The organism is Halorubrum alkaliphilum, assembly GCF_017873815.1.
Classification (GTDB): Archaea; Halobacteriota; Halobacteria; order Halobacteriales; family Haloferacaceae; genus Halorubrum; species Halorubrum alkaliphilum.
In genome coordinates this window covers 22,462-49,195 of record NZ_JAGGKQ010000017.1, presented here as the reverse complement: position 1 = coordinate 49,195, position 26,734 = coordinate 22,462, and the positions used below count along the sequence as shown (strand labels likewise).

The following is a 26,734-nucleotide window of genomic DNA, read 5'->3' as shown; positions in this document are numbered from 1 at the left end:
CGTGTCCGGCCGACGATGTGAGCCCACTCACGATGACGGGACCCGGTGGCCGGGACGTGCTACCCGGTCACCGTCCCGTTGGCCGCGCGGTCGTCGTCGGGTTCGACGATGACCGTCTCCTGTCCGGGTTCGACCGGGATCCGTTCGATCACCTCGCCATCCGCGTCGGTGACGAGCACGTAGTAGATCGCGTCCGCCGGCTCGCCGTCATCGCCCGCCGTCTCGTCGTCGCCCTCGTCTATCGGGTCCAGATCGTCCTCGGTGACCGTGCCGCGGATGAACGACCGGACCGCCTCGTCGTCACGGATCTCGACCGCGTTGCCCGTGTCGGCGTTGACGAACACGTTGCGCGTCACGTCCGTGTAGTCGGTCGGCGTGACCTTGAGATGCCACCAGAGGCCCCCGTCGATCGTGACCGGGACGGGCTCGGTGATCACGAAGTTCTGTCCCCAGTTGGTCCGCGAGTCCGCGGACCGGGCGATCCCCATCGCCCGCTCCGGCCCGGTCAGCGTGTCGTCGCCGGTGCCGAAGTAGGTGTACGCGCCCGTCTCCGCGTCGGCGAACCACACCTCGTCGAGCCCGCGGGTGTCCTCCCCGTACGGTTCCATCGCCGTCACGTACGACATCCGCTCGCCCTCGAGGTCGATGACGAACGGCTGGGCGTTGTCGGCGTCGGACGGGAGCCGCGCCGTCTCGACTTGCCCCTCGTGTGCGCCGACCACCGGCAGCTGGTTGATGATCCCGTTCCGGTAGCCGAGCGACCCCGTCTCGGCACGGGTGAGCGTCATGGGGTAGAGCCGCTGGCCGTCCAACACGTCGTGGTTGGCCGCCTCCTCCGGAGTGAGGTGTTCGATCGTCCCGTCGGGCGAGACGAGCGCCCCGCCGTCCCACGTCGGCGTCGTGTGCGGCAACGGCGTCAGGTGCCACTCGTGGCCCGTCTTCGGGTAGTACATGTACGGCCGCCCGTCGTGGCTGAACTCGACCGCGTCGTCGTCGTACTTCGAGAAGTAGTCGGTCGCTTTGAGGTTCCAGTCCGCGGAGCGGTGGAACAGCATCCCCTCACCGTAGGTGAAATCCTCCTCGTAGGTCCGGATCTGACGGTCGTCCATCCGCGTCATGTCCGTGACGAGCACGCCGCGCTGGTTCTCGATCAGCTGGTTGCGGAACCCGTCCGGCTGTATCGCGTACGACCACGCGAGCGAGCCGTCCTCGGTCCGCGCGATGTCGCTGGTCCCGAGCCGGTGTTGCCGGTACGAGACCGACCCCCGCGTGGTGACGTCGGCGACCTGTCGCGGGACGACCCGCGGGTTCTCGGGGTTCGCCTGCGGGAAGTCGTCGAGCTCCGTGGCGTCCGCCATCGTCGACTGGGCCATGGTCCGCTGTTCGAGCGCGCCGGCCGGCACGCCGACGAGGAACGCGAGGAGGGTGAGCACGGCCAGCGCACCGACGAACAGCCGGAGCTTCCGCCCGGTCGAGCCGTCCAGTTCGAGCAGGACGTCGACGGCGCTGTCGGCGTCGCTCAACCCCTCGATCCGGCTTCGACCGCGGTCGCGCGACCCGTCACCGCGCCCACCGAGCAGGCTCGGCGGCAGGAGCCAGAGCACGACCACGACGATCGCCATCCCCCCGCCGAACACCGCCGCACCGGGCGAGTAGAGGACGCTATACACGAGACCGTGCCAGAGCGGTCGGGTGAGGTACCCGACCACGAACACGACGCCGAGGACCGATCCACGTGTAAGAAAGTGTGTCACGAGCGACCCGCCGGGGTCGCCGTATCGTTCGTCGTCGTCGCTTCCGGAGGGCTTCCCGTTCGCCATTGTCGGCGGTTGCCTCCCGGCCCTAATAAGCCCGCGGTACCCGGCGACTCCGAGCGCCTACGCCCCGTCGCCGCCGAACAGCCACTGGAAGCCGCCGGCGATCCCGGCCGCGGTCAGCCCGTTTCGAGCGAGGCCGGGCGCGGCGTCCCACGTGACCGGCTCGCCGGTCAGGATGCCCCCGACGAGAAGAGCGGCGGCAGTCGCAACGAACGCGAGCGCGGGCACCCCGACGAACGCCGGGAGTCCGCGGTCGACGTTCGGCTCCGGCTCGTCGACATCGGGAACTGCGTCGGGGTCGGCCGTGAGCGGGAGCGATGGCATGCGTGGAGGGTGAGCGGAGGGGAAGGCGGTTCAGTGGAGACGGGGCAACCGGGAGCAATTCCGGAGGCGACCGGGAGCGATTCCGAAGGCGACCGGGAGCGATTCCGAAGGCGACCGGGAGCGATTCCGAAGGCGACCGGGAGCGATTCCGGAGGCGACCGGAAACGCTCTCGGGCACGGGGCGACACGGCGGTCGGCGAGCGCCGACCGGTCACTCGACGTAGTCGATGTCTTCCATCTCGGCTGGGGTCGCGTCGGCGTCGTCGCCCTGCCGACCGTAGATCTGCGGGGACTCGACGCCGGTGACGACGATCATCGTGCGCATCTCGCCGTCGAGCTCCTCGTCGACGGAGGTCCCCCAGATGATCCGCGCATCGGGGTCGATCCGGTCGTAGATCTCCTCGACGACGCCCTCCGCCTCCTCGATGCTCATGTCCTGTCCGCCGGTGACGTTGACCAACGCGGAATTCGCGCCGGAGATGTCGACGTCGAGCAACGGCGAGCGGAGCGCGCTCTTCACCGAGTCCTGCGCCTTCGACTCCGAGTCGGACTCGCCGAGCCCGATCATCGCGACGCCACCCTTCTCCATCACGGTGCGGACGTCGGCGAAGTCAAGGTTGACGAGGCCGGGCTTGGTGATCAGCTCCGTGATCCCCTTCACCGAGCGCATCAACACCTCGTCGGACACCTTGAACGCCTGCCGAACGGGCAGTTTGCCGACTGCGTCGAGCAGCCGGTCGTTGGGGACGACGATGACGGTATCGCTCACGTCACGGAGTCGTTCCAGGCCGGCCTCGGCGTTCGTCCGGCGCACCTCGCCTTCCGCGGTGAACGGAGTGGTGACGATGGCGATGGTGAGCGCGCCCGACTCGCGAGCGGCCTTCGCGACGACCGGCGCGGAGCCGGTCCCCGTCCCGCCCCCGAGCCCTGCGGTGACGAACACCATGTCGGAGCCGTCAATGGCGTCCTGGATCTCCTCTTGGGACTCGATAGCCGCCTCCTCGCCGACCTGCGGGAGCGAGCCCGCGCCGCGGCCCTGGGTCTTCTGTTGGCCCATCAGGATCTTCGTGTCCGCCTCGATGTTGACGAGGTGCTGGACGTCCGTGTTGGCAGCGACGAGCTTCGCGCCCTTGATCCCCTCCTCGGTCATCCGGTTGACCGTGTTGCCGCCCGCGCCGCCACAGCCGACGACGGTGATGTTCGTCTGGAGGTCCTGCAGAACGTCCTGTAGCTCGTCGTCGGTCATCGTTCCGGTCTGTGGGGGCGCGCCCGCGTGCCCGTCCCCGGCGGGGTCGCCGGGCTCCCCGGTCCCGTCGTCCGGGGCGTCCTCGGCCTCGTCGATGGCGTCCTCAACGATAGAGTCCATTATATGGTCCAGTTGCGACCCGGACGTATTTATTTTTGCCCGATCGTCTGACGCGAGTCGGACGCGTCTCTGCGGTCGGGCACGGATCGGGCGGTGAGCCCGTCGATTCGCGGCGCGGGCGTCTCAGGCCGGATCGATCGGGAACCGCTCTTCGGTCTCGCGTGAGACCTCCGCCGGACGGACCGTCTCCCCGTTGATCTCGACCGCCTCCCCGTCCGCGAGTGTGCCGAACGCCGGCCCCTCGGGGACGCCCCGGATAGCCGCCCGCTCCGGGTCGAACGCGGTCTCCCGGGCGACCACCGCGTCCGGGTCGTCGCCGGGAGTCCGCTCGATCGTCACCTCGTCGTAGGCGGTCTCGAGCACGCTAGCGAGGTCGGCAACGAGGTCGTCGTACCCCGGAGCGGTGGCGGCGGCCGCGAACGCGACCCGACCGACCGCACGAGTGCCGGCCTGCTCGGTCTCGAACGCGACCGCGTTCGCCTCGACCACGGCCCGAGCCGCGTCGCCGACGGCGTCGTCTGCGTTGTCGTCGCCGTCCGCGTCGACTGCGTTGTCGTCGCCGTCCGCGTCGACTGCGTTGTCGTCGCCGTCCGCGTCCGCGCCGTTTATCCCCTGTGCCCGCGCGAGGAGTTCGGCCGGGAGATCCCGGACGACGACGGCGTCGCGAGGGCCGTCGTCACCGGATCCCCCCTCGAAACCGTCGGGCACGATGGTCCCGAATCGGAGCCCCTCGGCGACGGGTGCGACGCGCTCCTCGAGCGTCTCGACCAGCGCGAGCGGCCGGTCGCCGACGACCCGGATCCACGTCTCGCTTACGACCCGGTGGCCGAGCGCCTCGACCGTCTCGGCGAGCGCGGGGCGGTCGCCGTCGATGACGGCGTAGGCCGCGTTGCTCCGCTCGAAGGCCGCCGCGATCACGTCCCGGTTCGCCTCGGCCGCGCCCATCTCGCCGAGCCCCCAGTCCGCCGCGACGTGCCCGACCGTCCACTCGGAGTCGCGAACGATCCGGGTGAACCGCGGAGCGTAATGGCCGCCACCGAAGCCGACGACGTGGCGCGGGCGGCCGTCCCCGCCGACGAGGTTCGGCCCGGTTCCCCGCAGGTCGAGCACGGCCCGCGCGACCGCGCCCGCGGCCGCCGGGTCCGACCACTGCGGCTCGTCGGAGCCGACCTCGACGAACAGCGAGGGAACCGCCGTGTCGGTCGGCCCGTGGTGGGTGCACTCGATCCCCACGTCGTACCCGTCGGGCGCGTGGGTCGCCAGCGCGTCAACGACGCGACTCACCGGGCCGGGCGCGGCCCGCGAGAGGGTTCGCGGCTCTCCGCCGTACTCCGCCGGCCCGAAGTTACCGGTGACGTGGGCGGTCAGCAGCCGACCCGTCTCCCCGGAGTGCCGGGAGACGAAGACGAGGAACTCGGCGGTACCTCCGTTCTCGCTCTCCCCGAACGCGGCCGCCGGGTTCGACAGGTCGATGTGGAGGTCGTCGAACTCCCGCAGTTCGAACCCGTCGGTGCGGTAGTAGGTGCCGCCACCGTCGGCGTCCGAGCGGGTCGCGTCCTCGTGGCGCGTCCAGTCGCCGATCGCGAGGAGTCGCTCGCCGATGTGTTCTGAGGCGCTGTCGGCCCGACTGACGACGATGCCTATCACGCCTCCCGTTCCGAAGCGGGCGACCGAATACCCGTCGATTCGCGGCCGGATCGTGAGTGCGGGTTTATGAACAGGTGAGCGGGCGGAGATCGGTGTGGTCGGCGTGGCGTTCGCGTATAAGCCGTTGTCAGCGCGGTGACCGGCTCCTCCGACGCTCTTATCGGTCTGTTACACGCGTTGATCACACAAAATCAAGGAGGAAGCCCACGAGTTCAGTCGTTGGGAACTGACCCGGACTACGGTAAGCCGTTCTGCGCGTTCACTAGGTTCTCATCACCGTTTTCGACCGCTGCCCACCACGTTTTCAGTACAGCGATCGTGACGAGCTCAGGTGGTTGCTCGACCCCGATACAGGATCGGGTGTGTGCGTCGAGATCCCCCGGCGGGTGGAAATGCCGTACCGGCTTGCTGGTGGGTTCATTCGCCGCCTCGCGCCCGAACCTAAATTCCAGTCCGTCCTCCCGGTAGTGGTATTTGTAGTCTCCGTTCACCCACCACTGAACGTCGAAATACCCACCTCGCTTGTGGATTCCGGGGGCGACAGTGACCCGTGCTGCCCTGAGGTCCTCCCCTTCCCGGTGTTTGAAGGGCTGACCCTTCCGATACCGGAATCGGACTTTGATGACTCCCTTGTCGAGTTGGTGGCGCATCTGCTCCACGCTCTCATCGATCGCTTTGGAATCGATTCGAGAGCCGTTTCCCATCCCCATCACTGGAGTGATGACTGATTGCCAGCGGGAGGTGTTGTCCGACTACCGGTTCGTCCTTCCCCCGGTTCAGTCAGGGAGAGCGTCTGTTCTTTTGCTTCTTTGAGGCGGTATGCCGCTCTAAGGTGGCTGAGCTCTCGTTCAGCTGTCCGCCAGTGAGAGACGTCGTCGAGTTCGGCCTGAGTGAGTTTCGCATCCGAAATCAGGAGTTCCTCAGGATCGGTTGTGTCATATGTGGCTCTGTACTCCGCGAGTTCCTGTTTCACTCGCTGGATCTGATCGACAAGCGTTTCGCTCCCGGCGAGTTTCCGGATCTGTTTGAGGAGATGCCACTCCGGGTCTCGATCGTACAGCGTCCCGGAGTCCGTCTGATGACTTCTCACGATACCCTCTTCGGCAAGCTTGTCGAGCGTGGCTCTGGCTTTCGTTTCTGAGACGAGAGCCACGTCCGCGAGGTCGCCCGCCGACTTCGGAGTCGTCGTTTCGTTGCTCACCGTACGGATTCGCTCGTCCGCAGTGGTCTCGCTTTTCCACTCTGCGGCCGCGAAGTCATCGACGTCCTCGTAGGTATCCCCATCAACAGCGAACGGGTCAATATCAGCTACCGTGACCGGCTCGTCCGGTAGCTCTTCGTCCGTAGGAAACTCGGTGGGGCCGTCAGGAGATGACGACTCGTCGGGCATACACCACGCTACAGCTTGGGCACACATATATGTTCCTGCCCCATATATATGAGATAGTTGCTCACGTCGTTGCGGGCGCGGTGCGCTCGAACACGTCCGTTCTCGATCCCGGCCACGATCACGGGATCAACAGGTAGATGAACCCAACGTAGGCGACGACGAGGATCGCCCCGTCAGCGCGCGAGAGCCGCCTTCCGCGGTACATCAGGCCGACTAGGAGGAGGGTGAAGGCGATCAACGCGGGGAACTCGAACGCGCGGACCGAGGCGCTCACGTTGATGGGGGCGATGAGCGCTAGGATTCCGATCACGGCGAGCACGTTGTAGATGTTCGAGCCGACGACGTTGCCGACGCTGAAGCTCGCCTCGTCGCGGACGGCGGCCACGACGCTCGCGGCGAGTTCGGGCAACGACGTGCCGATGGCGAGCACGGTGAGCCCGATGAAGAGGTCGGTGAAGCCGGCGGCCGCGAGCAGCTCCCGCCCGCCCTCGATCAGCCACCGCGACCCGAGGACGAGGGCGACGATCCCCCCGATCACGGCGGCCACGTCCCGCGGCTCCGCGTCCGGCATCTCCTCGCGTTCCCCCGCGGAGATGCCGGCCTGCGTCCGCCGGATCCGGCGGAGCACGACGAACGTGAACCCCACGAGCGTGACGAGAAGGACGACCCCCTCGACCGGGCCGATCCGGCCGTCCCAGCCGAGCGCGACGAGCAGCACCGCCGCGAGCACCATGAACGGGACGTGGCGCTCTAACACGGTCTCGGACACCTCAAGCGGGCGGATCAGCGCGGCGACCCCCAACACCAACCCGACGTTGGCGATGTTGGAGCCGACGATCGCGCCGAGCCCGATGTCGGTCGAGACGGTGACCGCGCCGAGGACGGCGACGAACAGTTCCGGGGCGGTCGTCGCGAACGCGACGACGGTGACCCCGACGGTCGATGCCTTGAGCCCGACCGCGAGCGCGAGGTCCCGGGCACCCGAGACCAACAGCTCCGCGCCGGCGTACAGCAGGGCGACGCCGACGGCGAGAAGGACGATCTCGGTGAGGGGCGACCCGAGCGGCACGCTCGCCGATTTACGCCGTCGTGGCAAAAACGCCGCGGTGTCGATGCGTTGTCGGTCCGCTCGTGTCGGTCCGTTACGCCCCGCTGGCGCGGAACTCGCCGTGTTTCATGCCGATGAAGAACACGACCGCCGCGAAGGCGATCATCGAGGGAACGACCATCATCAGCGTCGTTTCGAGCGCCATCATGCCGCCGCCAACGAGCCCGCCGGTGCCGAGGGCGATGAGCAGGACCACCAGACCGGCCGCGAGTGGAAGGTTGAACTCCATATCTCCGATCGGACTCGGCAAAAAGTAAGCGTTCCGTCCGCGGCCCGTTCCGATCGACCGAGCCCCGTGTCCGCTCAGGCGTGAACGATGTCGTCATCCGCGTCACCGCTCCCCTCGTCCGGCAGCCGAAGCTCTCCCTCCAGCGAGACGACGGCGTCGCCGCCGATCTCGACGGGATCGGACTCCTCGCCGACCCGGATTCGGACGTGTCCCGGCCTGTCGAGGAAGTGACCCTGCTCGAACCGGAGTTCGTCGGGGAACTCGCCGTCGAACGCCTCGACGGCTCGGAGGTATCCCCCGACCGCGCCGCTCGCGGTCCCCGTCACCGGGTCCTCGTCGATCCCGACCGCGGGCGCGAACGCCCGGCCGTGAAGCGTCGACTCCGCTTCGAGCGTGTCGAACGTGAACGCGTACACGCCCGCAACGTCGAACTCCTCGGAGAGCGCCTCGACCGCGTCCGCGTCCGGCTCCGCACCGCCGAGGTGTTCGAGGAAGTTCACGGGAACGACGAGGAACGGGAGCCCGGTCGACGCGACAGCCACCGGGAGGTCCGCGCCCACGTCGCGCAGCGCGGCCGGGTCGATCCCGAGCGCGTCGCCGAGGCGCTCGGCGTCGAGGGCATCGGGGTCGACGACCTCGACCGTCGGCGGCTGCTGGCGCATCCACACGTCCCCCTCATCGGTCACCGTTACCGTCAGGTCGCCGACGTTCGTCCGGAGGATGTACTCGCCGGCGTCGACGGTCCCGTCCGCGAACAGGGTCGCGTACGCCGCGATCGTCGCGTGGCCGCAGAGGTCGACCTCCGTGGTCGGCGTGAAATAACGGATCCGGTGGTCGGCGTCCCCGTCGCCCGCGGGCGTCACGAACGCGGTCTCGGACGCGCCCAGTTCGGCCGCGATCCGTCCGGTTCGGTCGTCGCTCAACCCCGTCGCGTCGGGCACCACGCCGGCGACGTTGCCGGCGAGCGGATCGTCGGTGAACGCGTCGACGAGCAGCGTGCGTCGGGTCTCCATGCCGGCGTCTCGGCGGCCGCCCGCAAAAGGCTCCCGGGACGACGTGCGGGGGACGCCGACGGCACCGTTCTGGCCGTCCGCGCCGACGGCTCCGGCCGGTGCGCTCGGAACTCGGATCGTGAACCGATGTCAACGCTTTTCCTCCCCAGCGTAGATATGGACGTATGGGCCTCTTCGATCGGTTGCGCGGGAGCGATACGCCGCGCGTGGCGTTTCTCGGGATCGACGGGTTGCCGTTCGATCTCGTCGCCGACGACCCGGAGACCTTTCCGACGCTGTCGGCGATCGCCGAGGAGGGCGGTGCCGGCGCGATCGACAGCATCGTTCCCCCGGATTCGAGCGCCTGTTGGCCGGCGCTGACGAGCGGCGTCAACCCGGGAGAGACCGGAGTATACGGCTTTCAGGACCGCGAGATCGGGAGCTACGACACGTACGTCCCGATGGGTCGAGACGTCCAAGCTACCCGGGTGTGGGACCGGGTGACCGCGGCCGGCAAGAACGCGACTGTGCTCAACGTCCCGGTGACGTTTCCGCCGCAGCGGAACCTCCAGCGGATGGTGTCCGGCTACCTCTCCCCGGGCGTCGACGAGGCGGCACACCCCGAGGAGCTTCGGACCTACCTCGCGGAGAGCGACTACACGCTGTCGCTCAACGCGAATCTGGGACACAAGGCGGACAAAACCGAGTTCATCGAACACGCACGCGAGACGCTCGACGGGCGGGCGGCGCTGTTCGAGCGGTACGTCGAACGCGACGACTGGGACCTGTTCGTGGGCGCGTTCACGAGCCCGGACCGCGTCAACCACTTCCTGTGGGGCGATCACCTCGACGGCGGGCCGTACGCGGAGGAGTTCCTGGAGTTCTACGCCGCGCTGGACGCGCACATCGGGTCGATCCGGGAGGCGCTCCCCGACGACGTTCGACTCGTCGTCGGCTCGACACACGGGTTCACGCGGCTCGAACACGACGTGTACTGTAACGAGTGGCTCGACCGGGAGGGCTGGCTCTCGTACCGGAGCGAGGACCACGACTCGCTGTCGGACATCGCCGGCGACGCCCGCGCGTACTCGCTCGTTCCCGGTCGGTTCTACGTCAACCTCGAGGGGCGCGAGCCGGACGGAGCCGTCCCCGAGTCCGAGTACGAGGCGGTCCGGTCCGAGTTGACGGCGGCGTTGGAGTCGCTCGAAGGCCCGGAGGGCCGACCGGTAGTCGACCGCGTCGTGGAGCGCGAGACCGCCTTCCGGGGGGACCACGACGAGATCGCCCCCGACCTCGTCGCGGTTCCGAACGACGGCTTCGATCTGAAAGCCGGGTTCCGGCCGCGCGAGCGCGTCTTCGATCCGGACGGGCCGCGAACCGGCATGCACACCTTCGAGAACGCCGGCCTGTTCATCGACCATCCGGCCGCGACGGTCGAGGACGCGGACCTCCTCGACGTCGCCCCCACGCTGTTGACGCTGCTCGACGTGGAGTACAGCCGGACCGACTGTGACGGCGCGAGCCTGATTTGAATCATCGACCGCGCGCACGGGCGTTCCCGGGAGCCTTCAAGTGCCCGCACGCCTACCGGTCGGTATGGAACGGACGCCGGAAGGGACGCCCGTCGGCGTCGACGATCCGTACGCGGTCGCGGGCGTCTGTGACCACCTGACCGACGACGGGCGGTGCCGGTTCGCGCTGGACCGCGCCGGCGACGACCCGGAGTTCACGGCCGCGCGCCGCGCCGACGGCTACGCCTGCCACGTCGGCGCGGACGGGAACTGGCGCGCGTGTCCCCACTACCGCTCGACGACCGACGGTCGCGAGTGTGCCCGCTGCGGACTCGAGGAGGTTCGACTGGCCGGCGAGGACGCGCGACCGCTCGTGGAGGAACACCACCTCTCGTACGGGAACGCCGGGAGCGACACGGAGACGACGAGTCGCGGCAGTACGACGACCGGCGACGCCGAGGACGACACGATCCCCGACGCGGGGCCACACGAGATCACGGTGTCGCTGTGCCGGTGGTGTCACACGAAGGTACACCGCTCGTTCGCGCGGATCGACGACGACGCGAGCCCCGACCCCGAGGCGATCGCGACACGGGAGGGTCGGCGGACGAAGGAGCAGGCGGAATCGGCGTTCGAGACGGCGAGAGAGCGGTACGACGGGGGGTAAGGCCCGAACACGGGTCGAAACGTCGGACGAGAGACTGATGGTATCGGGATCGTGTTTATAAACTATCTGATCGGCAGCGACGATAATTTATAAAAGATTGATGCGGTGGCGCGCGAGAAACGCGCGAGGGAGTCGGCCGGCCGAAGCGAAGCGGAGGCCGGCCGACGAGGCTGGGGAGGCATGAGGTGCGGGTGCTGTTGCGGTCGGGTGGGGCTCAAAGGGGCAGCCGTGAGGCGGGCGCAGGTGATGTAAGGACCGCAGCGAGGGAGCTTGCGACCGAGTGAGGACCGCAGCGAACGTGCGCCCGCCTCACGGCTGGGGCTTTGGAGGTGTTCACCGTCGATCCACGGTCAGTCACTTATAAACAAACGGCTGGGGCTTTGGAGGTGTTCACCGTCGATCCACGGTCAGTCACTTATAAACAAACGGCTGGGGCTTTGGAGCTATCCGTCGTCGAGACGCAGTCACCGACTTATAAACAAACGACTAAATCCCAACCGGTCACCGCGAGAGCGCCCGAATCGATATATAAGCGGCCGTTCAGGTACGAGACGGAATCTGCGATCACAGCGCCGGCCAGTATCACGGTTGATAACCCAGATCGAGTTATTATATACTCAGGCGGGAGAGCACCGACTAATGGATCGAGACGGCGAGGCCGGCACGGTCGAACGAGAGCGGGAACGGTCCGCCGTGACCGACGAACTGGACGGAGACCCGGACGACGACGGGTCGCCGCGAACCGGGACGTTCCGGGAGGTCGCGGCGCGACTCGCCGACGGCGACGTGGGCGCTCGGTTTCCGGAGTCGGACGCCGACATCGGGGGAGCCGGGTCGATCGACGACGAGACGGCCGCGATCGCGGACGACCTGAACGCCTTCCTCGATGACGTTACCGATACCCTCTCCGCGGCCGAAGGGTTCGGCGACGAGGTCGCCGGCGCGTCGGAACACGTCCGGTCGAACGTGGACCAAGCGAAGGGGTACAGCGACGAGGTGTACGCCGGCGTCGACGCGATCGAGTCGGCCGCGACCGGCCAACGCGACGACATCGCGGACGCGACGCGGGAGCTACAGACCGTCTCGGCGGCCACCGAGGAGGTGGCGGCGTCCGCGGAGGAGGTCGCGACCACCGCCGGCAACGTCGCCGAACGGGCCGACGAGGGCAACGAGGCCGCAACGGCTGCGATCGAGGAACTCCGGGTCGTCGACGAGCGCACGCAGCGGGCGCTCGACCGGGTCGAGTCGCTGGAGGCGGAGGTGGCGGCGATCGAGGAGATCACCGACCTGATCCGCGACATCGCCGACGAGACGAACATCCTCGCGCTCAACGCCTCGATCGAGGCGGCCCGCGCCGGGGAGGCCGGTGCGGGCTTCGAGGTCGTCGCCGAGGAGGTGAAGAGCCTCGCGGAGGAGGCTCGTGAGGCCACCGCGGAGATCGAAGGATCCATCGGCTCGGTGCGCGAGGAGACGGACGCGACGGTCGACGAGATCGCCGACATGCGCGACCGCGTCGACGAGGGGATCGGTACCGCGGAGACCGCGCTCGAAGCGTTCACCGATCTCGCCGCCGACATCGAGGAGACGACGGACGGCATCGAGGAGATCAGCGACGCGACCGACGACCAGGCGGCCGCGATCGAGGAGACGGTCGACATGGTCGAGTCGGTGGGCGCGCTCGCGGAGGAGACGGCCGACGACGCCGCAGACGTGACGACGATCGCGCATACCCAGAAGACGTCGCTCGCGGAGGTCGCGGCGGGCGCGTCGACGCTCGGCGATCGGACGGGGACGCTCGACGACCGGCTCTCCGCGTACGACATCTCGGGTAGCGAGGTCGACGCGGACACCACCGTCGTCGAGTTCTGGCACGCGCTGAGCGGCCGTAAGGCGCGGCTGCTCGACGAGTTCGTCGACGAGTTCGAGGCGACAACGGATGGGGTCTCGATCCGGCCGTCCGCGAAGGGAAGCTATCGCGGCACGTTCGACGCCACGCTCGCCGCGGCGGAGCGCGGCGACCCGCCGGCGATCGCCCACCTCTACGAGATCGGGACGAAACGCGCGCTCGACAGCGGGGCGTTCGTTCCGGTCGAAGACCTCCTCACTCCCGACAACTTCGCCGGTTCTGACGACCTCCTCGACCCCGGAACCCTCCTCGACCCCGACGACCTTCTCGACCCCGTCGCGAACTACTACCGGACCGACGGTCGCCTCCACTCGGTCCCCTTTAACGCCTCGACCCCGGTCCTCTACTACGACCGGGCGGCGTTCGAGCGTGCGGGGCTGAACCCGGACGACCCCCCGACCACGTTCGCCGAGGTTCGTCACTGCGCCGAGCGGCTGGTCGAGGGAGGCGTGACCGAGTTCGGGATCACGTTCGCGACCTACTCGTGGTTCGTCGAGCAGTGGTTCGCCGAGGCGGGCCAGCCGCTCGTCGACGCAGAGAACGGACGCGCCGGCACGCCGACCGAGGCCTACTTCGACGGCGACGCCGGCCAGCGGATCTACGAGTGGATCGCCGGGCTGGACGCCGAGGGGCTGTACCACGACCCTGGGATCGAGGCCCGCGGGCAGGCTCGCGACGCGTTCCACGAGGGGCGCGCGGGAATGCTGATCGGGTCGACGTCGGCGATGGTCGACGTCCACGAGGGCGCGTCGTTCCCCGTCGGGACGGGCTACCTGCCGGTCGCCGACGAGCGACACGGCGTCGTCGTGGGCGGCGGCTCGCTGTGGGTCGCCAACGGCGTCTCGACCGCGGAACAGCGGGCGGCGGCAGCGTTTCTGAGCTGGCTCGCGGCACCTGAACGACAGGCCCGCTGGCACCGCGAGACGGGATACTTCCCGGTACACGAGGGTGCGGTCGACCGGCTTTCACGGAACGGGTGGTTCGACGAGAACCCCGGCTACCGGACGGCGATCGATCAGCTCACCGACGCGGAGGAGTCGGTCTCCACGACCGGAGCCCGGATCGGTCCGTTCGACACGATCCGGACGCTGGTCGCCGAGGCGTCGGTCGACGCCCGCGAGTACGGGGTCGACGACGCGTTAGAGCAGCTCACCGAGAGCGCCGAACTCCAGTTGCGGCAGTACGCCGACCGAGTGGGCGACGGCGACGCGGATCGATAGCAACGACGTGAACGCGACTCACCCGTCTGGCTTCGGCCGAACGAGGTTCGCCAGCGCGACGAGCGCGCCGAGGAACCAGCCGAGCGGAACGGATATCCCGACCCACATCAGGACGTAGCCGAGACCGGGGAGCCCCCACTGCTCGCCGAAGGTTTCGAGGTCGAACGCCCCCCGGAGGAGGTCGTTGATGCCGCCGACGTAGAGGAACGTGTCGAGGATCCAGCGCGCGAGGTCGTAGCTCGGCGGGAGGATCAGCTGTTCGAGCGTCGGCGTCACGAGCGCGGCGACGACCGGGGGCAGAAAGAGCGCGGTCATCGCGAACGGGTAGGCTAACAGCACGCTGACGAACCGGCCGCCGACCTTCGAGAACCCCGCGGCGAGGGCGGCGGCGACGATCGCGACGACACTCGCGGCACCGACCGCGATCACGTCCTCGGTCGCCAACTGGAGGTAGGTGACGGCGGTGAGCGACCCCCAGACGACGGTGGCGACGATAACTGCGCCAGCGATCCCGAAGCGGGTGACGGCGGAGTCGAGCTTCGCGGCGTAAAACCGGGTGGCGAAGCCGACGAGCAACAGCGGATACGCGATCGCGACCAGCGGGGCCCCGAGGACCGCCCAGAGGTAGTAGCCGATCGTCTGGGGCGTGGTCTCGGGCTGCCACTTGCCCAGCACCCGGCCCGGATCGAGCTGGCGGGGGAAGACGAGCTCCATCCAGGTCTCGTGGAGCCGGACGACGTCCAGTAAGAGCGCCTCCAACAGACCGATTTGTCCTCGACGTTCCATTTGGCACAGATCGCAGGCGGGGTGACGTGAACTTTGTGCCTTCCGACCGGCGGCTCGAACGCTCCCCGACCGGCGGCTCGAACGCTCCCCGACCGGCGACTCCAGCGTCGCCGTTCCGGCCGGTCGCTCCCGACCGAAACCGTCGTGAGGCCGCGCCCGGAACCCGAGGTATGACGAAGTGGTTCCACAGCGGGCGACGGCGCGACTGCTGTGCGCTGCTGTACGACGCCGGCGAACTGCGGGCTCAGTCGCTGAAAAGCCGGTTGGAGACGCATTACGACCAGCGGATCGATCCCCAGTCGTTCTACGCGACCCTCTCCGCGCTGGTGGAGGCCGGCTACCTGACCCGCAAAACGAAGGGTATCGCCGACGCGTACACCCTCACCGAGGCCGGTGAGAACGCTCTTCTGGAACACTACGAGTGGCTGTCGGCACGCGTCGACGACGGCCGTGAACGAAAAATAAAGGATTAACAACACAGCCGAGATAGGTTATTACATGACAGTCGTCAGCGTCTCGATGCCGGAAGCGCTACTGGATCGGATCGACGAGTTCTCGGAAGAACACGGCTACACGGGCCGCAGCGAGGTCGTTCGCGAGGCGTCACGCAACCTGCTCGGCGAGTTCGAGGACGCGAAGTTGGAGGACCGGCGGCTGATGGCCGTCGTCACGGTACTGTTCGACTACGAGACGACCAGCGTCGAGGAGCGGATGATCCGCCTGCGACACGAACACGAGGGGCTCGTCGCCTCGAACTTCCACAGCCACGTCGGCGGCCAGTACTGTATGGAGCTGTTCGTCCTCGAAGGGAGCCTGGAGGACATCTCGTCGTTCGTCGGGAAGGTCCGCGCGACGAAGGACACGCTCACCGTCGACTACAGCGTGACGCCCGTCGACGAGTTCGGCTCCGGGCCGCTGGGGGCCGCGAACGCCCACGAACACGGCGGGCACGGGTCCCACGACGCCGACACGGAGACCGCCGACGCCGACACGGAGACCGCCGACGCCGACACGAACGATTAACCCGTATCACCGCCGACCGCGCGACGAGTCGGCGATCACCCAGCAGAACGCGACGGAGAACCCGACCGCGTACCCCGCGAGATGGGCGAACACGTTGCTGCCGACCGGCACCACCACCAGCGAGCCGATCACGCCGGCGACGACGACGCTCGCGCCGGTGACGTACAACAGCTCTCGCGGCGCGGCGAGATCGAGTCCCGCGAGCCGGGGGCGACCGACCCGGGAGTACAGCAGGCCCCCGGCGGCGACGGCGACGACCGCGAACGGGAGACTTACCCACGGCGATGGCGGGAAGTACCCCGCACCGCTCGGGGAGAGGAAGACGACCGCGAGCGACCCGAAGACTACGACAAGCGACCAGCGCGCGTCGATGCCGGACGTGGTAGCCGTCGTCGACGACGCCGTCTCCGTCGACGACCCGGTCTCCGCCGCGAGCGCCGCGAACCAGACGACGACGAGATAGCCGAGGAACGCACCGTTCACGTCGGAGAATCCCGCCGCCGGTGCGTCGATCGTACCGCCGAAGGCTAGCAGGGTCGCCCACGCTGAGACGAGCGGAACCAGTAGCAGATACGCGACCGCCGCGAACGCCAGCCGCCGCCGCCAGCCGGCGACCACCGAGAGCGGGTACGCGACCGCGACCAATAGCCAGTAGTTCACGACGTTGTCGAGGAGGTGCGTCGCGTCGGTGTGGACGAAACTGGAGGCGAACGCCGTCCACAGCGTCCATCGGCTCTCGAACGGTCCCTCCGCGGCCAACGAGAGCGCCCACGCGTCGGTTCCGGGGAGGACCGCGACGACGACGAGCAGTGTCGGGAGCGGAAGTGCCACGAGCGCGAGTTCCCCCGGCGGACGCGACCGAACCGCCCGCGAGAGCGCACCGAACAGGCCGCGCACCGACGGCGGGGCGGGCTCGCCGGAGACGGAGTCCCGGTCAGCATCGTCGACGGTTCGCTCGTCGTCCGCGGAGCCGCGCATGGGTCGTGTTGGACCCGCCGATCCAAAGGCGTTCTCCGTGCCGGGGAGGCTGGCAAGCCGAGAAGAACGGACTACAGCTGGGAGGCCGCGACCGTCCCGAGCGCCGCCGAGAAGTCGTCGTCGGTGATCGCGACCTCGTCGGCGTGGTCGTTGGCGGACTCGCCGTGTTCGTCGGTGACCCGCTCGATCGCGGTCATCGCAGCCTCGCGGCAGACCGCGGCGATCTCCGCGCCGGAGTACCCCTCCGTCTCGTCGGCGAGACGGTCGAGATCGACGTCGTCAGCGACCGGTTTATCCCGCGTGTGGACCTCGAACACCTTCCGTCGCGCGTCGCGGTCGGGTTCCGGAACCTCGATGTGAGTCTCGAGTCGGCCCGGCCGCAGTAGGGCCGGATCGAGCGCCGCTCGCCGGTTCGTCGCCGAGAGCACCACCAGGTTCGGGTTGTCGCTCGCGCGGTCCAGCTCCGTGAGGAGCTGGGAGACGACCCGTTCGCCGACGCCGGAGTCGCCGCCGCCCGCGGCGTCGCGATCGGTCGCGACCGCGTCTATCTCGTCGAAGAAGACGATCACCGGGGCCGCCTGTCGCGCCCGGTCGAAGAGGTCACGCACCGCCTTCTCCGACTCGCCGACGTACCGGTCGAGCAGTTCGGGACCGGCCACCTGAATGAAGTTGACGCCGCTCTCGCCGGCGATGGCGCGCGCGAGCAGCGTCTTCCCGGTTCCGGGCGGCCCGTGAAGCAGGACGCCGGTCGGCGGGTCCGCGTTGGCGGCGTCGAACAGCGGGCCGTACGTCAGCGGCCACGTCACCGCCCGCTCCAGTTTCTCCTTCGCCTCCGGTAACCCCCCCACGTCCGAGAAGTCAGTCGTCGGCTGCTCGGCGACGTACTCGCGCATCGCGCTGGGCTCGACGGCGGCGTGGGCCGCCTCGAAGTCCGCCTTGGCGACCGTCACCGTCGCGAGCGCCGCCGCGTCGTCCTCGCGGGCCCGCCGGAGCGCAGTCATCGCCGCCTCCTGTGTGAGTCCCTCGATGTCCGCGCCGACGAACCCGTGGGTCCGGCTCGCGATCCGGTCGAGGTCGACGTCGTCCGCGAGCGGCATCCGCCGGGTGTGGACGTCGAGGATCTGGCGGCGACCGACCTCGCCGGGGACGCCGATCTCGATCTCGCGGTCGAAGCGGCCGCCGCGACGCAGCGCGGGGTCGAGGCTGTCGACGCGGTTCGTCGCGCCGATGACGATCACGTCGCCGCGGGCGTCGAGCCCGTCCATCAGCGAGAGCAACTGCCCGACGACGCGGTTCTCCACGTCGCCGCCGTCGTCGCGTTTCCCCGCGATCGAGTCGATCTCGTCGAAGAAGACGATCGCCGGCGACTCCTCGCTCGCGCGCTCGAACACGTCCCGCAGGCGCTCCTCGCTTTCGCCCTTGTACTTCGACATGATCTCCGGGCCGTCGACGGTGATGAACGTCGCGTCGACCTCGTTGGCGACGGCGCGCGCGATGAGCGTCTTCCCCGTCCCCGGCGGCCCGTACAACAGCACGCCCTTCGGCGGGTCGACGCCGAGCCTCGTGAACACCTCCGGCTCGGAGAGGGGCAACTCGATCGTCTCGCGAACCAGCTCCAGCTCCTCGTCGAGTCCGCCGATGTCCTCGTACGTCGCACCCGCGGTGCGCTCCGCCGGCTCTCCGTCGCCGGCGGCAACCCCGTCGGTTCCGTGTGTGCCGGATCGACTAGTCCGGCCAGCGCCGGCCGCTCCCGTATTCGATCCCGCTCCCGACTCCCGGGCGTCGCGCGTCGGCGTCGGCCGGGAGCCGCCGCTCCGGCTGCTGTCGGTCGAACCGTCGCTTCGGGAGTCGGACCCCTCGTCGACGCCCTCGTAGACGACCTCGACGGTCGTCGACGACGACACGCGAACCGTGCCGGAGGGCTCGGTTCGGTCGACGACGAACCGGAGCCCGCCCAGCCGCTCGACGTGGACCGCCTCGCCGGGCGTGACGGGTCTATCGCGGAGGTCGCGGGCGAGCGCGCGTTCGACGACCTCCCGACTCACGTCGACGTCGGCGAGCGCGGCCGGCGCGGCGAGGACGATCCGGCGGGCGTCGGCGACCTCGATCGGGCTGACCGCGACGGTGTCGCCGACCTTCACGCCGGCGTTCGCGCGGGTGTCGGCGTCGATGAGGACGGTGCCGTCGCGCGCGTCCGCGCCGCCGGGCCACACCTTCGCGACGGCGGCGCGTTCGCCCTCGATCCGGACGGTGTCGCCGCTGAGGAGGCCGAGTCGCTTGCGAGCGGTTTCGGGGAGCCTGGCGATACCGCGGCCGGCATCGCGTTTCTCGGCGGCACGCACCGTGAGCGTGACGCCTACGGTATCGTTCATACGCCTCTTCCGGCCCGCCCATCCTTTATCCTTGCCCGTCCGACCGGAACCCCCTTACCCCGTGGGGCCACGAATGACGCCATGCAACCGACAGGCGATCTCCGCGGCGACGCCGTCCACGTCGGCGGCGACGCCCGTCAGCGCTTCTTCGACTCACGCGGGTACGGCCGCCCCCTCGAAGGGAACTCGATCGCTCTCTCACGGGTCGAGGCCGCCCACCTCCTGTTCCGTGGCGACCTCTCGGGCGTGGCGCTTTCCGACGCCGAATCCGACGACCCGACCCCCGTCGGCTTCGAACGGTTCTTCGTCGACAGCGCCGCCGCAGTCGACCGGTTCGCGGTACGGTATCTCGTGTACTCGGACCTACGCGACCGCGGCTTCTACCTCTCGCCGGCCCGCGACCCGTGGCCCGGCGGGGACGCCGACGTATCGGACGCCGTCGATCTGGTCGCCTACGAGCGCGGGTCGACGCCGGACACCGGGAACGTCCACTACGCGATCCGGGTGGTCGGCGAGCGGGAGCCGGTGCCGGCCAGCGGGCTGGCCGGTCGGACCCTCGCGGTCGTCGACGAGGAGAGCGACATCACGTACTTCGGCGTCGAGCACCCCGAAATAGAGGGGGGTACCGACTACGAGCCGCCGGAAACGCTGCGGGGCGTGCTCCTCTCCGACCGGGTCGTCGTCTGGGGTGCGCCCCCCGCGCTGTACGAACACGGCTTCTACGGCCAACCGCTGACCGGGCGCGCGGCCGCCGTCGAGAACGCCCTCCAGCTGTCCCTGCTCGAAGCCGCGTCGCTGGCGGCGGACGGGGTGCTCCACCTCGACGAGGTCGTCGCGGCGGGAGACGGAGCGGCCGGGGTCGGCGGCGGCGCGAGCAACGGCGCGGGCGGCGCGAACAACGGCTCGGGCGGCGCGAACAACGTGGACGACGGCGAGGACGACACGAGCGAGAACGACCTCGCCGCGGTCGTCGCTCGCGGCCGGACCGTCGAGGGCGACCGGTTCGACCGGCGGCTGGCGACCTACCGGGACCTGCGCGGGCGCGACGCGGTTCCCAAGACGGGGTTCAAGTTCGGCGCGGACTTCCGGACGTACCTCGACGTGGAGACCGTGGCGGACCTCCCACACTCCGAGCACCTCGTCCGGGTCGTGGAGCCCGACCACGCGTTCGCGCCGCGGGAGCTCTCGCTCGACGTCAGGCTCGCCGGCGGCGTTCGCAAGGAGCTACTGTTCGCGCTGACGGGGGGCGGCGGTAGCGAAGCGGACGATGACGGGTCGGACGGCAACGCCGCCGACATCGAGTGGCTCTCGGTGGGGCGGTTGACGCCGTGACGATCACTTTCTGGATGCTCGTCGCGTTCGCGACGATCACCTGCCTGTTCATGGCGTGGTCGCTCGGGGCGAACAGCAACTCCCCACCGTTCGCGCCAGCCATAGGGGCCAACGTCATCTCGACGATGCGCGCGGCGTTCCTCGTCGGGATCCTCGCGGCGGCGGGCGCGTTAACGCAGGGCGGAGCGATCTCCGAGACGGTCGGCGCGGACCTGATAAACGGCGTCCAGATCACGCCGCTGGCGGCGACGACCGGGCTGCTCGTGGCGGCGTCGTTCATGGCGTTCGGCGTGTACAGCGGCTACCCGGTGCCCGCGGCGTTCGCGACGACCGGCGCGATGGTCGGCGTGGGGCTCTCGCTCGGCGGCGACCCGGCGTTCGACACCTACCGCCGGATCGGGACGTTCTGGCTGCTGGTTCCACCCGTCTCCGGTGGGGTCGCGTACCTCACCGCGACGCTGCTCCGACGCGACGATGTCCCCGACACGGTCGGGGTCCCGCTGCTCGCTGGCGTGGTCTCCGGGATCCTCGCGAACGTCCGGCTCGGCGTGATCCCGCATCCGACCCGGGCACAGGGGTCGATCGCCGAGTGGGTCTCACGAGCGGCCGGACGGCTCGTCGACCTGCCGGCCGCGGGCGGCGTCGATCCCGTGGTCGTCCTCGTGACGCTGGCGTTCGCGGCCGGCGGGTTCCGGGTGATCCGACGGCGAACCCAGCGCTCCGTCGAGGACGGGATCCGGACGTTCCTGCTCGTGCTCGGGAGCGTCGTGGCGTTCTCCAGCGGCGGCAGCCAGGTCGGGCTCGCGACCGGTCCTCTGGAGAACCTCTACGGAACCGAGCTCGGACTGCCCGCGATCGCGCTTCTGGGCGTCGGCGCGTCCGGGATCCTCGCGGGCGCGTGGATGGGTGCGCCGCGACTCCTCCAGGCGACCTCGCGGGAGTACGCCGAACTGGGACTGCGGCGGTCGATCGCGGCGCTCGTCCCCGGATTCGTCATCGCGCAGGCGGCGATCACCCTCGGGATCCCCATCTCGTTTAACAACATCATCATCTCCGGCGTCATCGGCGGGGGTCTCGCGGCGGGCTCGGCCGGCGTCTCCCGGCGGAAGATCGTCGTGACCGTCGGGTTCTGGCTGATCACGCTCGCGACCTCGATCGCGATCGGGTTCGGCCTCTACCGGGCGTTCTCGACTGCTCTGGGGATGTCGTGAGGTGGCTCCGGAACGGATGGGGCCACAGAGAGCGTCGACTCACCAGGCCGACTCGAGGATCGTCAGGAACGCGGGCGTCGACACCGTGAGGTCCGCGGGTGGATGCGGCGTTCCGCACCACGGTTCGTCCTTCCGATGCTCGGGCGGAACCGCCAGCGACGGCGTTGGCGGATCGTTCGAGCGCAGGAAGTCCTCGGCGGCCGTCCGTGCGACCGTCTCTAGCATCGATTCGGAAACGCCCTCGACGTTTCGAAGCCGTTCGGGGAGTCCGAGCGTCTCACGCAGCGAGGCGACCGCGGAGACGACCCCCTCGGCAGGCCCGCGTTCGTCGGTATCGACCGTCATCGCGTCCGCGAGCAGTTCCCGACGCCCGTCGGCGTCGTCGAACAACCGTTCGAGCGCGGGAGGTGTGACGACGGCGTGGGCGACCCCGAGTTGGACGCCCGCGTGAACTCGCAGCGAGTGACCCAGCGCGTGGAGGAGCGAGAACGTGGTCCCGGTCGGTCGCGTCGTCCCGTATTGGACGAGTGAAACCCCCCGAAGCATCGTCTCGAGGTCCCAGTGCTCCGGATCCTCGCTGAGGGTCGGGAGACCGTCGATGAGCAGCCGCAGCCCGCGGCTCGCCGTCGCGTCGGTGACTGGCGTCCGGTGGCTCGAATAGAGGGTTTCGACGCCCTTGTTGAACCCGTTCATCGCCGAGCCCGCGAGGATCTCCCGTGGAGTCGTTCCGACCAGTTCCGGATCGTAGAGTGCGAGGACGGGCATGAGCCGTGGGTCGCCGACGCCGCCACCGACGAGTTCCGTTCCCGAAGTAGTCCGCCGGGCGCTTACTCCCCCGAGCATCGAGAGGCTCCCTCCCGCGAGCGTCGTCGGAACCGCCACGCTCGGCAACGGCGCTTCGGGGACCGGGAGCGTTCCGGTCCGCTCGAACGACGTCCGAAGCTCCGCCGGTGACGACTCGCTGGCTGCGACGGCAGCCGTCACCCGGGTTACGTCGAGACTGCTCGCTCCGCCGAGACCGACGAGGACGTCAGCATCACGTTCCTCCGCGCGTTCGGCCGCCGAAAGGACCGTCTCCAGACGCTTTTCCGGTGTGGTTCGATCGACGACGCCGACGAGGCGGTCCGAGAGCCCCTCCCGCACCGGATCCAGTACGGCCGGACGGCTGCCGACCGTTTTGCCGGTGATCACGAGGGCTCGCTCGTAACCGTGGTTCGCGAGTTCCCTCCCGAGTTCCTCGACCGACCCGTGTCGGATCGTCGGTGCGCGATACTCGAACCGCGAGAGGGAGTGTTGCTCCATACGGATCCAAACACTCAGTGGTACATATGTGTGGTGACCTCCGACGAACGGAACGGTAGCGACCCCGGTCGACTCTCCGTACCGTCGTGGTTGCCATCAGTCGTCGTGGCGGACCACGGTGACCGTCACGTCCGCGCCCCCGACGACCGCGGTCGCGACGGTGCCGAGGAGTCGCCGGGCGATCGATCCCGCATCACCGCCGTGACCGCCCATCACGACGTGGTCGACGTCGTGGTCGTCGACGTACTCCAGGATCGCGTCGGCGGGATCGCCCGTCTCGATGGCCGTGTCAACGGTCCGACCCTCAGCCGCCGCCCGGTCTCGCGCTTGCTCCACCAGTCGCTCAGTGCGCTCGCGGGCGGCCGCGACCCGCTCATCGTCCGGCTCTAAGACGCCGCCCTCGATCATGCCGGCGTCGAGCGGCGTGACGACGTTCAACACCGTCACCCGACGGTCGAACGTCGCGAGCGCGTGCGTCAGGGCCTCGTTCGCCAGCGGCGAGCCGTCAAGCGGGACCAACACGTGGTCGGGAGCGGTCATACGCGAGGATGGGCACGGCCGCAGTATAAATCTCGGCGCACTCCAAGGGATGGCCGGGGACCGCAACCGACGGCGGGACGGAGTCAGCCGCCCGGAGCGACGAACCGGCCGTCATCACTCCCGGGACGGAGGGACTTCGTCGTCGCGGCCGTGCTCCTCGATGTTCTCCCAGACGACCGTCATCAACTCGCCCGTCTTCTCGACGAGGTCCGCGACCGCCGGGTCCGCGTCCGCGGGCGCACAGCCGAGATCTCGGATCGCCTTCGTCGCCGACACGTGATGGACGTGAACGCGGTCGTCGCCCGCCCGCTCGTAGACGACCGTCGTACAGGGAAGCATGCCGGCAAGCGTCGGGTCGATATCGATAGCGTCGTACGCGATCTCGGGGTGACAAACCACGATCAGCGCGGTTCGCTCGACGTCGTCGTGGCCGAGCATACCCTCGATCATCTCGTCGAGCCGCGTGACGCGGACCGTCTCGAAGTCCGCGAGCTCGTGTTCGATCTGGACGAAGGGAACTGCGTCGTCGAAGGGCATGTCGACCGTCGTGTGGAGCGCCTCGTCCGCGGTCGGCGCGAGGGAGTCGCCTGCGGTGTCGCTCATGGGTCAGGTCCCGGGGCGTCGAATAAATAGCTTCCCCGGCCACCAACGGCTGCCGGTATCTCGGACGTGACACCGCGTCTCTCGACCGGCCGGAACGGTTTATATGGTCGGACGACTCTCTCACGACGTGATCGAGCTTCCACGGACGATATACGACGATATCGTCCGCCACGCCTCCGAGGGCGGCAAGGAGGAGGTCTGCGGCGTGCTGGCGGGGGACCGCGGAACCGACGGGGATCCGAGCGTCGTCACCCGCCGATACGAGGCGGAGAACGTCGCCGAAACCCCCCGAACACGGTATCTGATCACCCCGGAGGAGCAACTCGAACTGATCGAACGGATCGAGGCGGACGGACTCGACGTGGTTGGGTTCTACCACTCCCACCCGACCGGCCCGGCTCGACCGAGCGAGACCGACGCCGCGCAGGCGGCGTGGCCCGACCACTCGTACGTGATCTGCGCGCTGGACGGCCACCCGTTCGTCGGTTCGTGGCGCTGGCGGGGCGACGGATCAGGGTTCGAACAGGAGACGGTCGCCCTCCGCAGCGGCCAGTAATCGGTAGGGCGTTCCTCGACCCGGGGACGAGGCGTCCGGGGATGAGGCGTCCCGGACTGGTATCCACTCCCGAACAAGCGAACGGTTTTTGCGTCGACCGACGGGAGGGAACGTATGGACGAGGACACCTCCGAGGGAGTCGCCCGAGAGGACCGCGGGTCGGCCGATGTCGACGGGCGGTCCCGCGACGACGGGCGGTCCCGCGACGACGGGATCCCCCGCACCGACGGCGGGACGGAGCGGGCCGACGAACCGACCGACGACGTCGCCTTGGACCCGTGGGGGTCGGCGTCGGTCGGCGACTACGCGGATCTGTTCGAGGAGTTCGGCATCGAGGCGTTCGACGACGTCGCCGACGACGTGCCGCACCCCCACTATCTGATGCGCCGCGGCGTCATCTTCGGGCACCGCGAGTACGACGCGGTCGCCGAGGCGATGGCGAACGACGAGCCGTTCGCGGCCCTCTCGGGCTTTATGCCCACCGGCGACCCCCACATCGGCCACAAGCTCGTCTTCGACGAGCTGATCTGGCATCAACGGCAGGGCGGCGACGTCTTCGGCCTCATCGCCGATCTGGAGGCCCACTCCGCGCGCGGGATGTCGTGGCCGGAGATCGACGAGCACGCCCGGAGCTACCTGCTTTCGCTGCTCGCGCTCGGCTTCGACGCCGAGGACGGCGAACTGTACCGCCAATCCGACAACCGCGAGGTCCAGGACCTCGGGTTCGAACTCGGGTCGAAGGCGAACTTCTCGGAGTTCGAGGCGATCTACGGCTTCGACGGCGAGACGAACGTTTCGCATATGCAGAGCGTGGTCACCCAGACGGCGGACATCCTCTACCCGCAACTCGTCGACGAGCCGAAGCCCACGGTGATCCCCGTGGGACCGGATCAGGACCCACACGTCCGGCTGACCCGCGACCTGGCGACCCGGGTGCGCTACTTCAAAGTGACCGAGGCGTTCGCGAGCTTCGAGCTCGACGACGACGAACGACAACTGGTGCGGGCCGCCTACGACGCGCTGGCGGGTGAACCGACCGACGCTAACACGGACGTCCGCTGTACGGACGCCGCCGAGTGGCTCGCGGAGTACGACGCACCGTCCGGCCTCGGGGACGCGAAAGCGACCGCCCTCGACAAGCTCGAAGCCGGCGGCAAGGAGCCGCTTCGTCCCCGCGTGCGCTTCTTCGACCGCAACGCCACCGACGAGGCGTTCGAGGCGCTCATCGAGGCGATCGACGGCGAAAAGCGCGTGTTCGAGGGCCACGTCGACGCGTTCGACCTCTCTCGGGAGGCGGCCGAGTCGGTGGCGCGCGGGGTCGAGATCGACCACGACGGGTACGGATTCCGGCAGCCCTCCTCGATCTACCACCGCTTCATGACCGGACTCACCGGCGGGAAGATGTCCTCGTCGATCCCGGCGAGCCACATCTCGCTGCTCGATGACCCCGAGGACGGTTACGACAAGGTCCGGTCGGCGACCACGGGCGGCCGGGACACGGCGGAAAAGCAGCGCGAACTCGGCGGCGAGGCCGACGACTGTCCCGTCTACGAGCTGTACGCCTACCTGCTCGCGGCCGACGACGACGAGCTGACGAAGGAGGTGTACTCCGAGTGCGTGAACGGCGAACGCCTCTGTGGCGGCTGTAAGGAGCAGGCCGCCGAGCTAATGAGGGAGTTCCTCGAGGACCACCAGGAGAAGCGCGAAGAAGCCGAGGAACTCCTCGACGACCTCGACATCGATCTGGACTCCGACCGGCGCGGAACGGGCGGCGAGCACTGACCCCGACCGCGAACGGGACCGGTTGCTCGTCGATGCGCTCCCACTGTCGTCGGCGCGCCCCGGTGAGCGCCG

Annotated in this window: 24 protein-coding genes; 9 read left to right on the top strand and 15 right to left on the bottom strand. The window is 69.0% G+C overall.

Translation table 11 applies throughout. The features are described 5' to 3' along the window. Positions 1 to 59: 59 nt before the first annotated feature. The 9 genes from J2751_RS10995 to J2751_RS10955 all read right to left on the bottom strand — a co-directional run bounded on the left by J2751_RS10995 (position 60) and on the right by J2751_RS10955 (position 8,894). A complete protein-coding gene (locus J2751_RS10995; RefSeq protein WP_209485993.1) occupies positions 60 to 1,820 on the bottom strand; it encodes a hypothetical protein in 1,761 nt (586 codons plus the stop codon). Positions 1,821 to 1,877: 57 nt separating this feature from the next. Further along, positions 1,878 to 2,141, bottom strand: a complete 264-nt coding sequence (locus tag J2751_RS10990; RefSeq protein ID WP_209485992.1) for a hypothetical protein — start codon at positions 2,139 to 2,141, stop codon at positions 1,878 to 1,880. 211 nt (positions 2,142 to 2,352) lie between these two features. Beyond that, a complete protein-coding gene (gene ftsZ, locus J2751_RS10985; protein WP_209485991.1) occupies positions 2,353 to 3,507 on the bottom strand; it encodes a cell division protein FtsZ in 1,155 nt (384 codons plus the stop codon). Between the two features lie 123 nt (positions 3,508 to 3,630). Beyond that, entirely contained in the window at positions 3,631 to 5,154 is a 1,524-nt protein-coding gene (locus tag J2751_RS10980; RefSeq protein ID WP_209485990.1) for a D-aminoacyl-tRNA deacylase, read from the bottom strand. 236 nt (positions 5,155 to 5,390) lie between these two features. Next, on the bottom strand, positions 5,391 to 5,864 hold the full coding sequence (locus tag J2751_RS10975; protein ID WP_245202736.1) for a hypothetical protein: 474 nt from the start codon (positions 5,862 to 5,864) through the stop codon (positions 5,391 to 5,393). Next, positions 5,864 to 6,544, bottom strand: a complete 681-nt coding sequence (locus tag J2751_RS10970) for a DUF7342 family protein (protein ID WP_209485989.1) — start codon at positions 6,542 to 6,544, stop codon at positions 5,864 to 5,866. The genes J2751_RS10975 and J2751_RS10970 overlap by 1 nt, the downstream gene beginning before the upstream one ends. Positions 6,545 to 6,662: 118 nt before the next feature. Further along, positions 6,663 to 7,613, bottom strand: coding sequence for a calcium/sodium antiporter (locus J2751_RS10965; protein ID WP_209485988.1), 951 nt, complete (start codon positions 7,611 to 7,613; stop codon positions 6,663 to 6,665). A gap of 73 nt (positions 7,614 to 7,686) precedes the next feature. Beyond that, positions 7,687 to 7,881 carry a DUF7333 family protein gene (locus tag J2751_RS10960; RefSeq protein ID WP_209485986.1) on the bottom strand — a complete coding sequence of 65 codons (195 nt, stop codon included), beginning with the start codon at positions 7,879 to 7,881 and terminating at the stop codon, positions 7,687 to 7,689. Positions 7,882 to 7,955: 74 nt separating this feature from the next. After that, the gene (locus J2751_RS10955) at positions 7,956 to 8,894 is read right to left on the bottom strand and encodes a PhzF family phenazine biosynthesis protein (protein WP_209485984.1); all 939 of its coding nucleotides are present in this window, start codon (positions 8,892 to 8,894) and stop codon (positions 7,956 to 7,958) included. A 164-nt stretch (positions 8,895 to 9,058) separates the two neighbouring features. Between J2751_RS10955 and J2751_RS10950 the strand changes: the two genes are divergently transcribed. The 3 genes from J2751_RS10950 to J2751_RS10940 all read left to right on the top strand — a co-directional run bounded on the left by J2751_RS10950 (position 9,059) and on the right by J2751_RS10940 (position 14,177). Beyond that, positions 9,059 to 10,405: an alkaline phosphatase family protein gene (locus J2751_RS10950; RefSeq protein WP_209485983.1), complete on the top strand. Its 1,347-nt coding sequence runs from the start codon at positions 9,059 to 9,061 to the stop codon at positions 10,403 to 10,405. A 64-nt stretch (positions 10,406 to 10,469) separates the two neighbouring features. Next, positions 10,470 to 11,051, top strand: coding sequence for a DUF7097 family protein (locus J2751_RS10945; RefSeq protein WP_209485982.1), 582 nt, complete (start codon positions 10,470 to 10,472; stop codon positions 11,049 to 11,051). Positions 11,052 to 11,690: 639 nt separating this feature from the next. After that, on the top strand, positions 11,691 to 14,177 hold the full coding sequence (locus J2751_RS10940; RefSeq protein ID WP_209485981.1) for an extracellular solute-binding protein: 2,487 nt from the start codon (positions 11,691 to 11,693) through the stop codon (positions 14,175 to 14,177). Between the two features lie 18 nt (positions 14,178 to 14,195). Here J2751_RS10940 and J2751_RS10935 read toward each other — a convergent pair whose 3' ends face one another. Next, positions 14,196 to 14,936, bottom strand: coding sequence for a hypothetical protein (locus J2751_RS10935; RefSeq protein WP_209486040.1), 741 nt, complete (start codon positions 14,934 to 14,936; stop codon positions 14,196 to 14,198). 197 nt (positions 14,937 to 15,133) lie between these two features. Between J2751_RS10935 and J2751_RS10930 the strand changes: the two genes are divergently transcribed. Beyond that, positions 15,134 to 15,436, top strand: a complete 303-nt coding sequence (locus J2751_RS10930) for a PadR family transcriptional regulator (RefSeq protein WP_209485980.1) — start codon at positions 15,134 to 15,136, stop codon at positions 15,434 to 15,436. A 25-nt stretch (positions 15,437 to 15,461) separates the two neighbouring features. Then, positions 15,462 to 15,986: a CopG family ribbon-helix-helix protein gene (locus J2751_RS10925; protein WP_209485979.1), complete on the top strand. Its 525-nt coding sequence runs from the start codon at positions 15,462 to 15,464 to the stop codon at positions 15,984 to 15,986. A gap of 6 nt (positions 15,987 to 15,992) precedes the next feature. On the opposite strand, the gene J2751_RS10920 is transcribed toward J2751_RS10925, so the two are convergent. Further along, positions 15,993 to 16,964, bottom strand: coding sequence for a hypothetical protein (locus J2751_RS10920; protein ID WP_245202734.1), 972 nt, complete (start codon positions 16,962 to 16,964; stop codon positions 15,993 to 15,995). Between the two features lie 71 nt (positions 16,965 to 17,035). After that, positions 17,036 to 19,336, bottom strand: coding sequence for an AAA family ATPase (locus J2751_RS10915; protein WP_209485978.1), 2,301 nt, complete (start codon positions 19,334 to 19,336; stop codon positions 17,036 to 17,038). Between the two features lie 81 nt (positions 19,337 to 19,417). Here J2751_RS10915 and J2751_RS10910 point away from each other — a divergent pair, with 81 nt between their 5' ends. Together J2751_RS10910 and J2751_RS10905 are read left to right on the top strand one after the other, a co-directional pair. Further along, positions 19,418 to 20,668, top strand: a complete 1,251-nt coding sequence (locus J2751_RS10910) for a tRNA-intron lyase (protein WP_209485977.1) — start codon at positions 19,418 to 19,420, stop codon at positions 20,666 to 20,668. A 14-nt stretch (positions 20,669 to 20,682) separates the two neighbouring features. After that, positions 20,683 to 21,879, top strand: a complete 1,197-nt coding sequence (locus J2751_RS10905; RefSeq protein ID WP_209486036.1) for an inorganic phosphate transporter — start codon at positions 20,683 to 20,685, stop codon at positions 21,877 to 21,879. Between the two features lie 39 nt (positions 21,880 to 21,918). On the opposite strand, the gene J2751_RS10900 is transcribed toward J2751_RS10905, so the two are convergent. The 3 genes from J2751_RS10900 to J2751_RS10890 form a co-directional block, all read right to left on the bottom strand. Further along, a complete protein-coding gene (locus J2751_RS10900) occupies positions 21,919 to 23,181 on the bottom strand; it encodes an iron-containing alcohol dehydrogenase family protein (protein ID WP_209485975.1) in 1,263 nt (420 codons plus the stop codon). Positions 23,182 to 23,277: 96 nt separating this feature from the next. After that, the gene (locus J2751_RS10895; RefSeq protein WP_209485973.1) at positions 23,278 to 23,721 is read right to left on the bottom strand and encodes a universal stress protein; all 444 of its coding nucleotides are present in this window, start codon (positions 23,719 to 23,721) and stop codon (positions 23,278 to 23,280) included. A gap of 114 nt (positions 23,722 to 23,835) precedes the next feature. Beyond that, entirely contained in the window at positions 23,836 to 24,324 is a 489-nt protein-coding gene (locus tag J2751_RS10890) for a DUF302 domain-containing protein (protein WP_209485971.1), read from the bottom strand. Positions 24,325 to 24,451: 127 nt separating this feature from the next. Here J2751_RS10890 and J2751_RS10885 point away from each other — a divergent pair, with 127 nt between their 5' ends. Further along, complete coding sequence (locus tag J2751_RS10885; RefSeq protein WP_209485969.1) at positions 24,452 to 24,880, top strand: desampylase; 429 nt, start codon at positions 24,452 to 24,454, stop codon at positions 24,878 to 24,880. Between the two features lie 114 nt (positions 24,881 to 24,994). Beyond that, positions 24,995 to 26,662, top strand: a complete 1,668-nt coding sequence (locus J2751_RS10880) for a tryptophan--tRNA ligase (RefSeq protein ID WP_245202733.1) — start codon at positions 24,995 to 24,997, stop codon at positions 26,660 to 26,662. Positions 26,663 to 26,734: the final 72 nt, after the last annotated feature.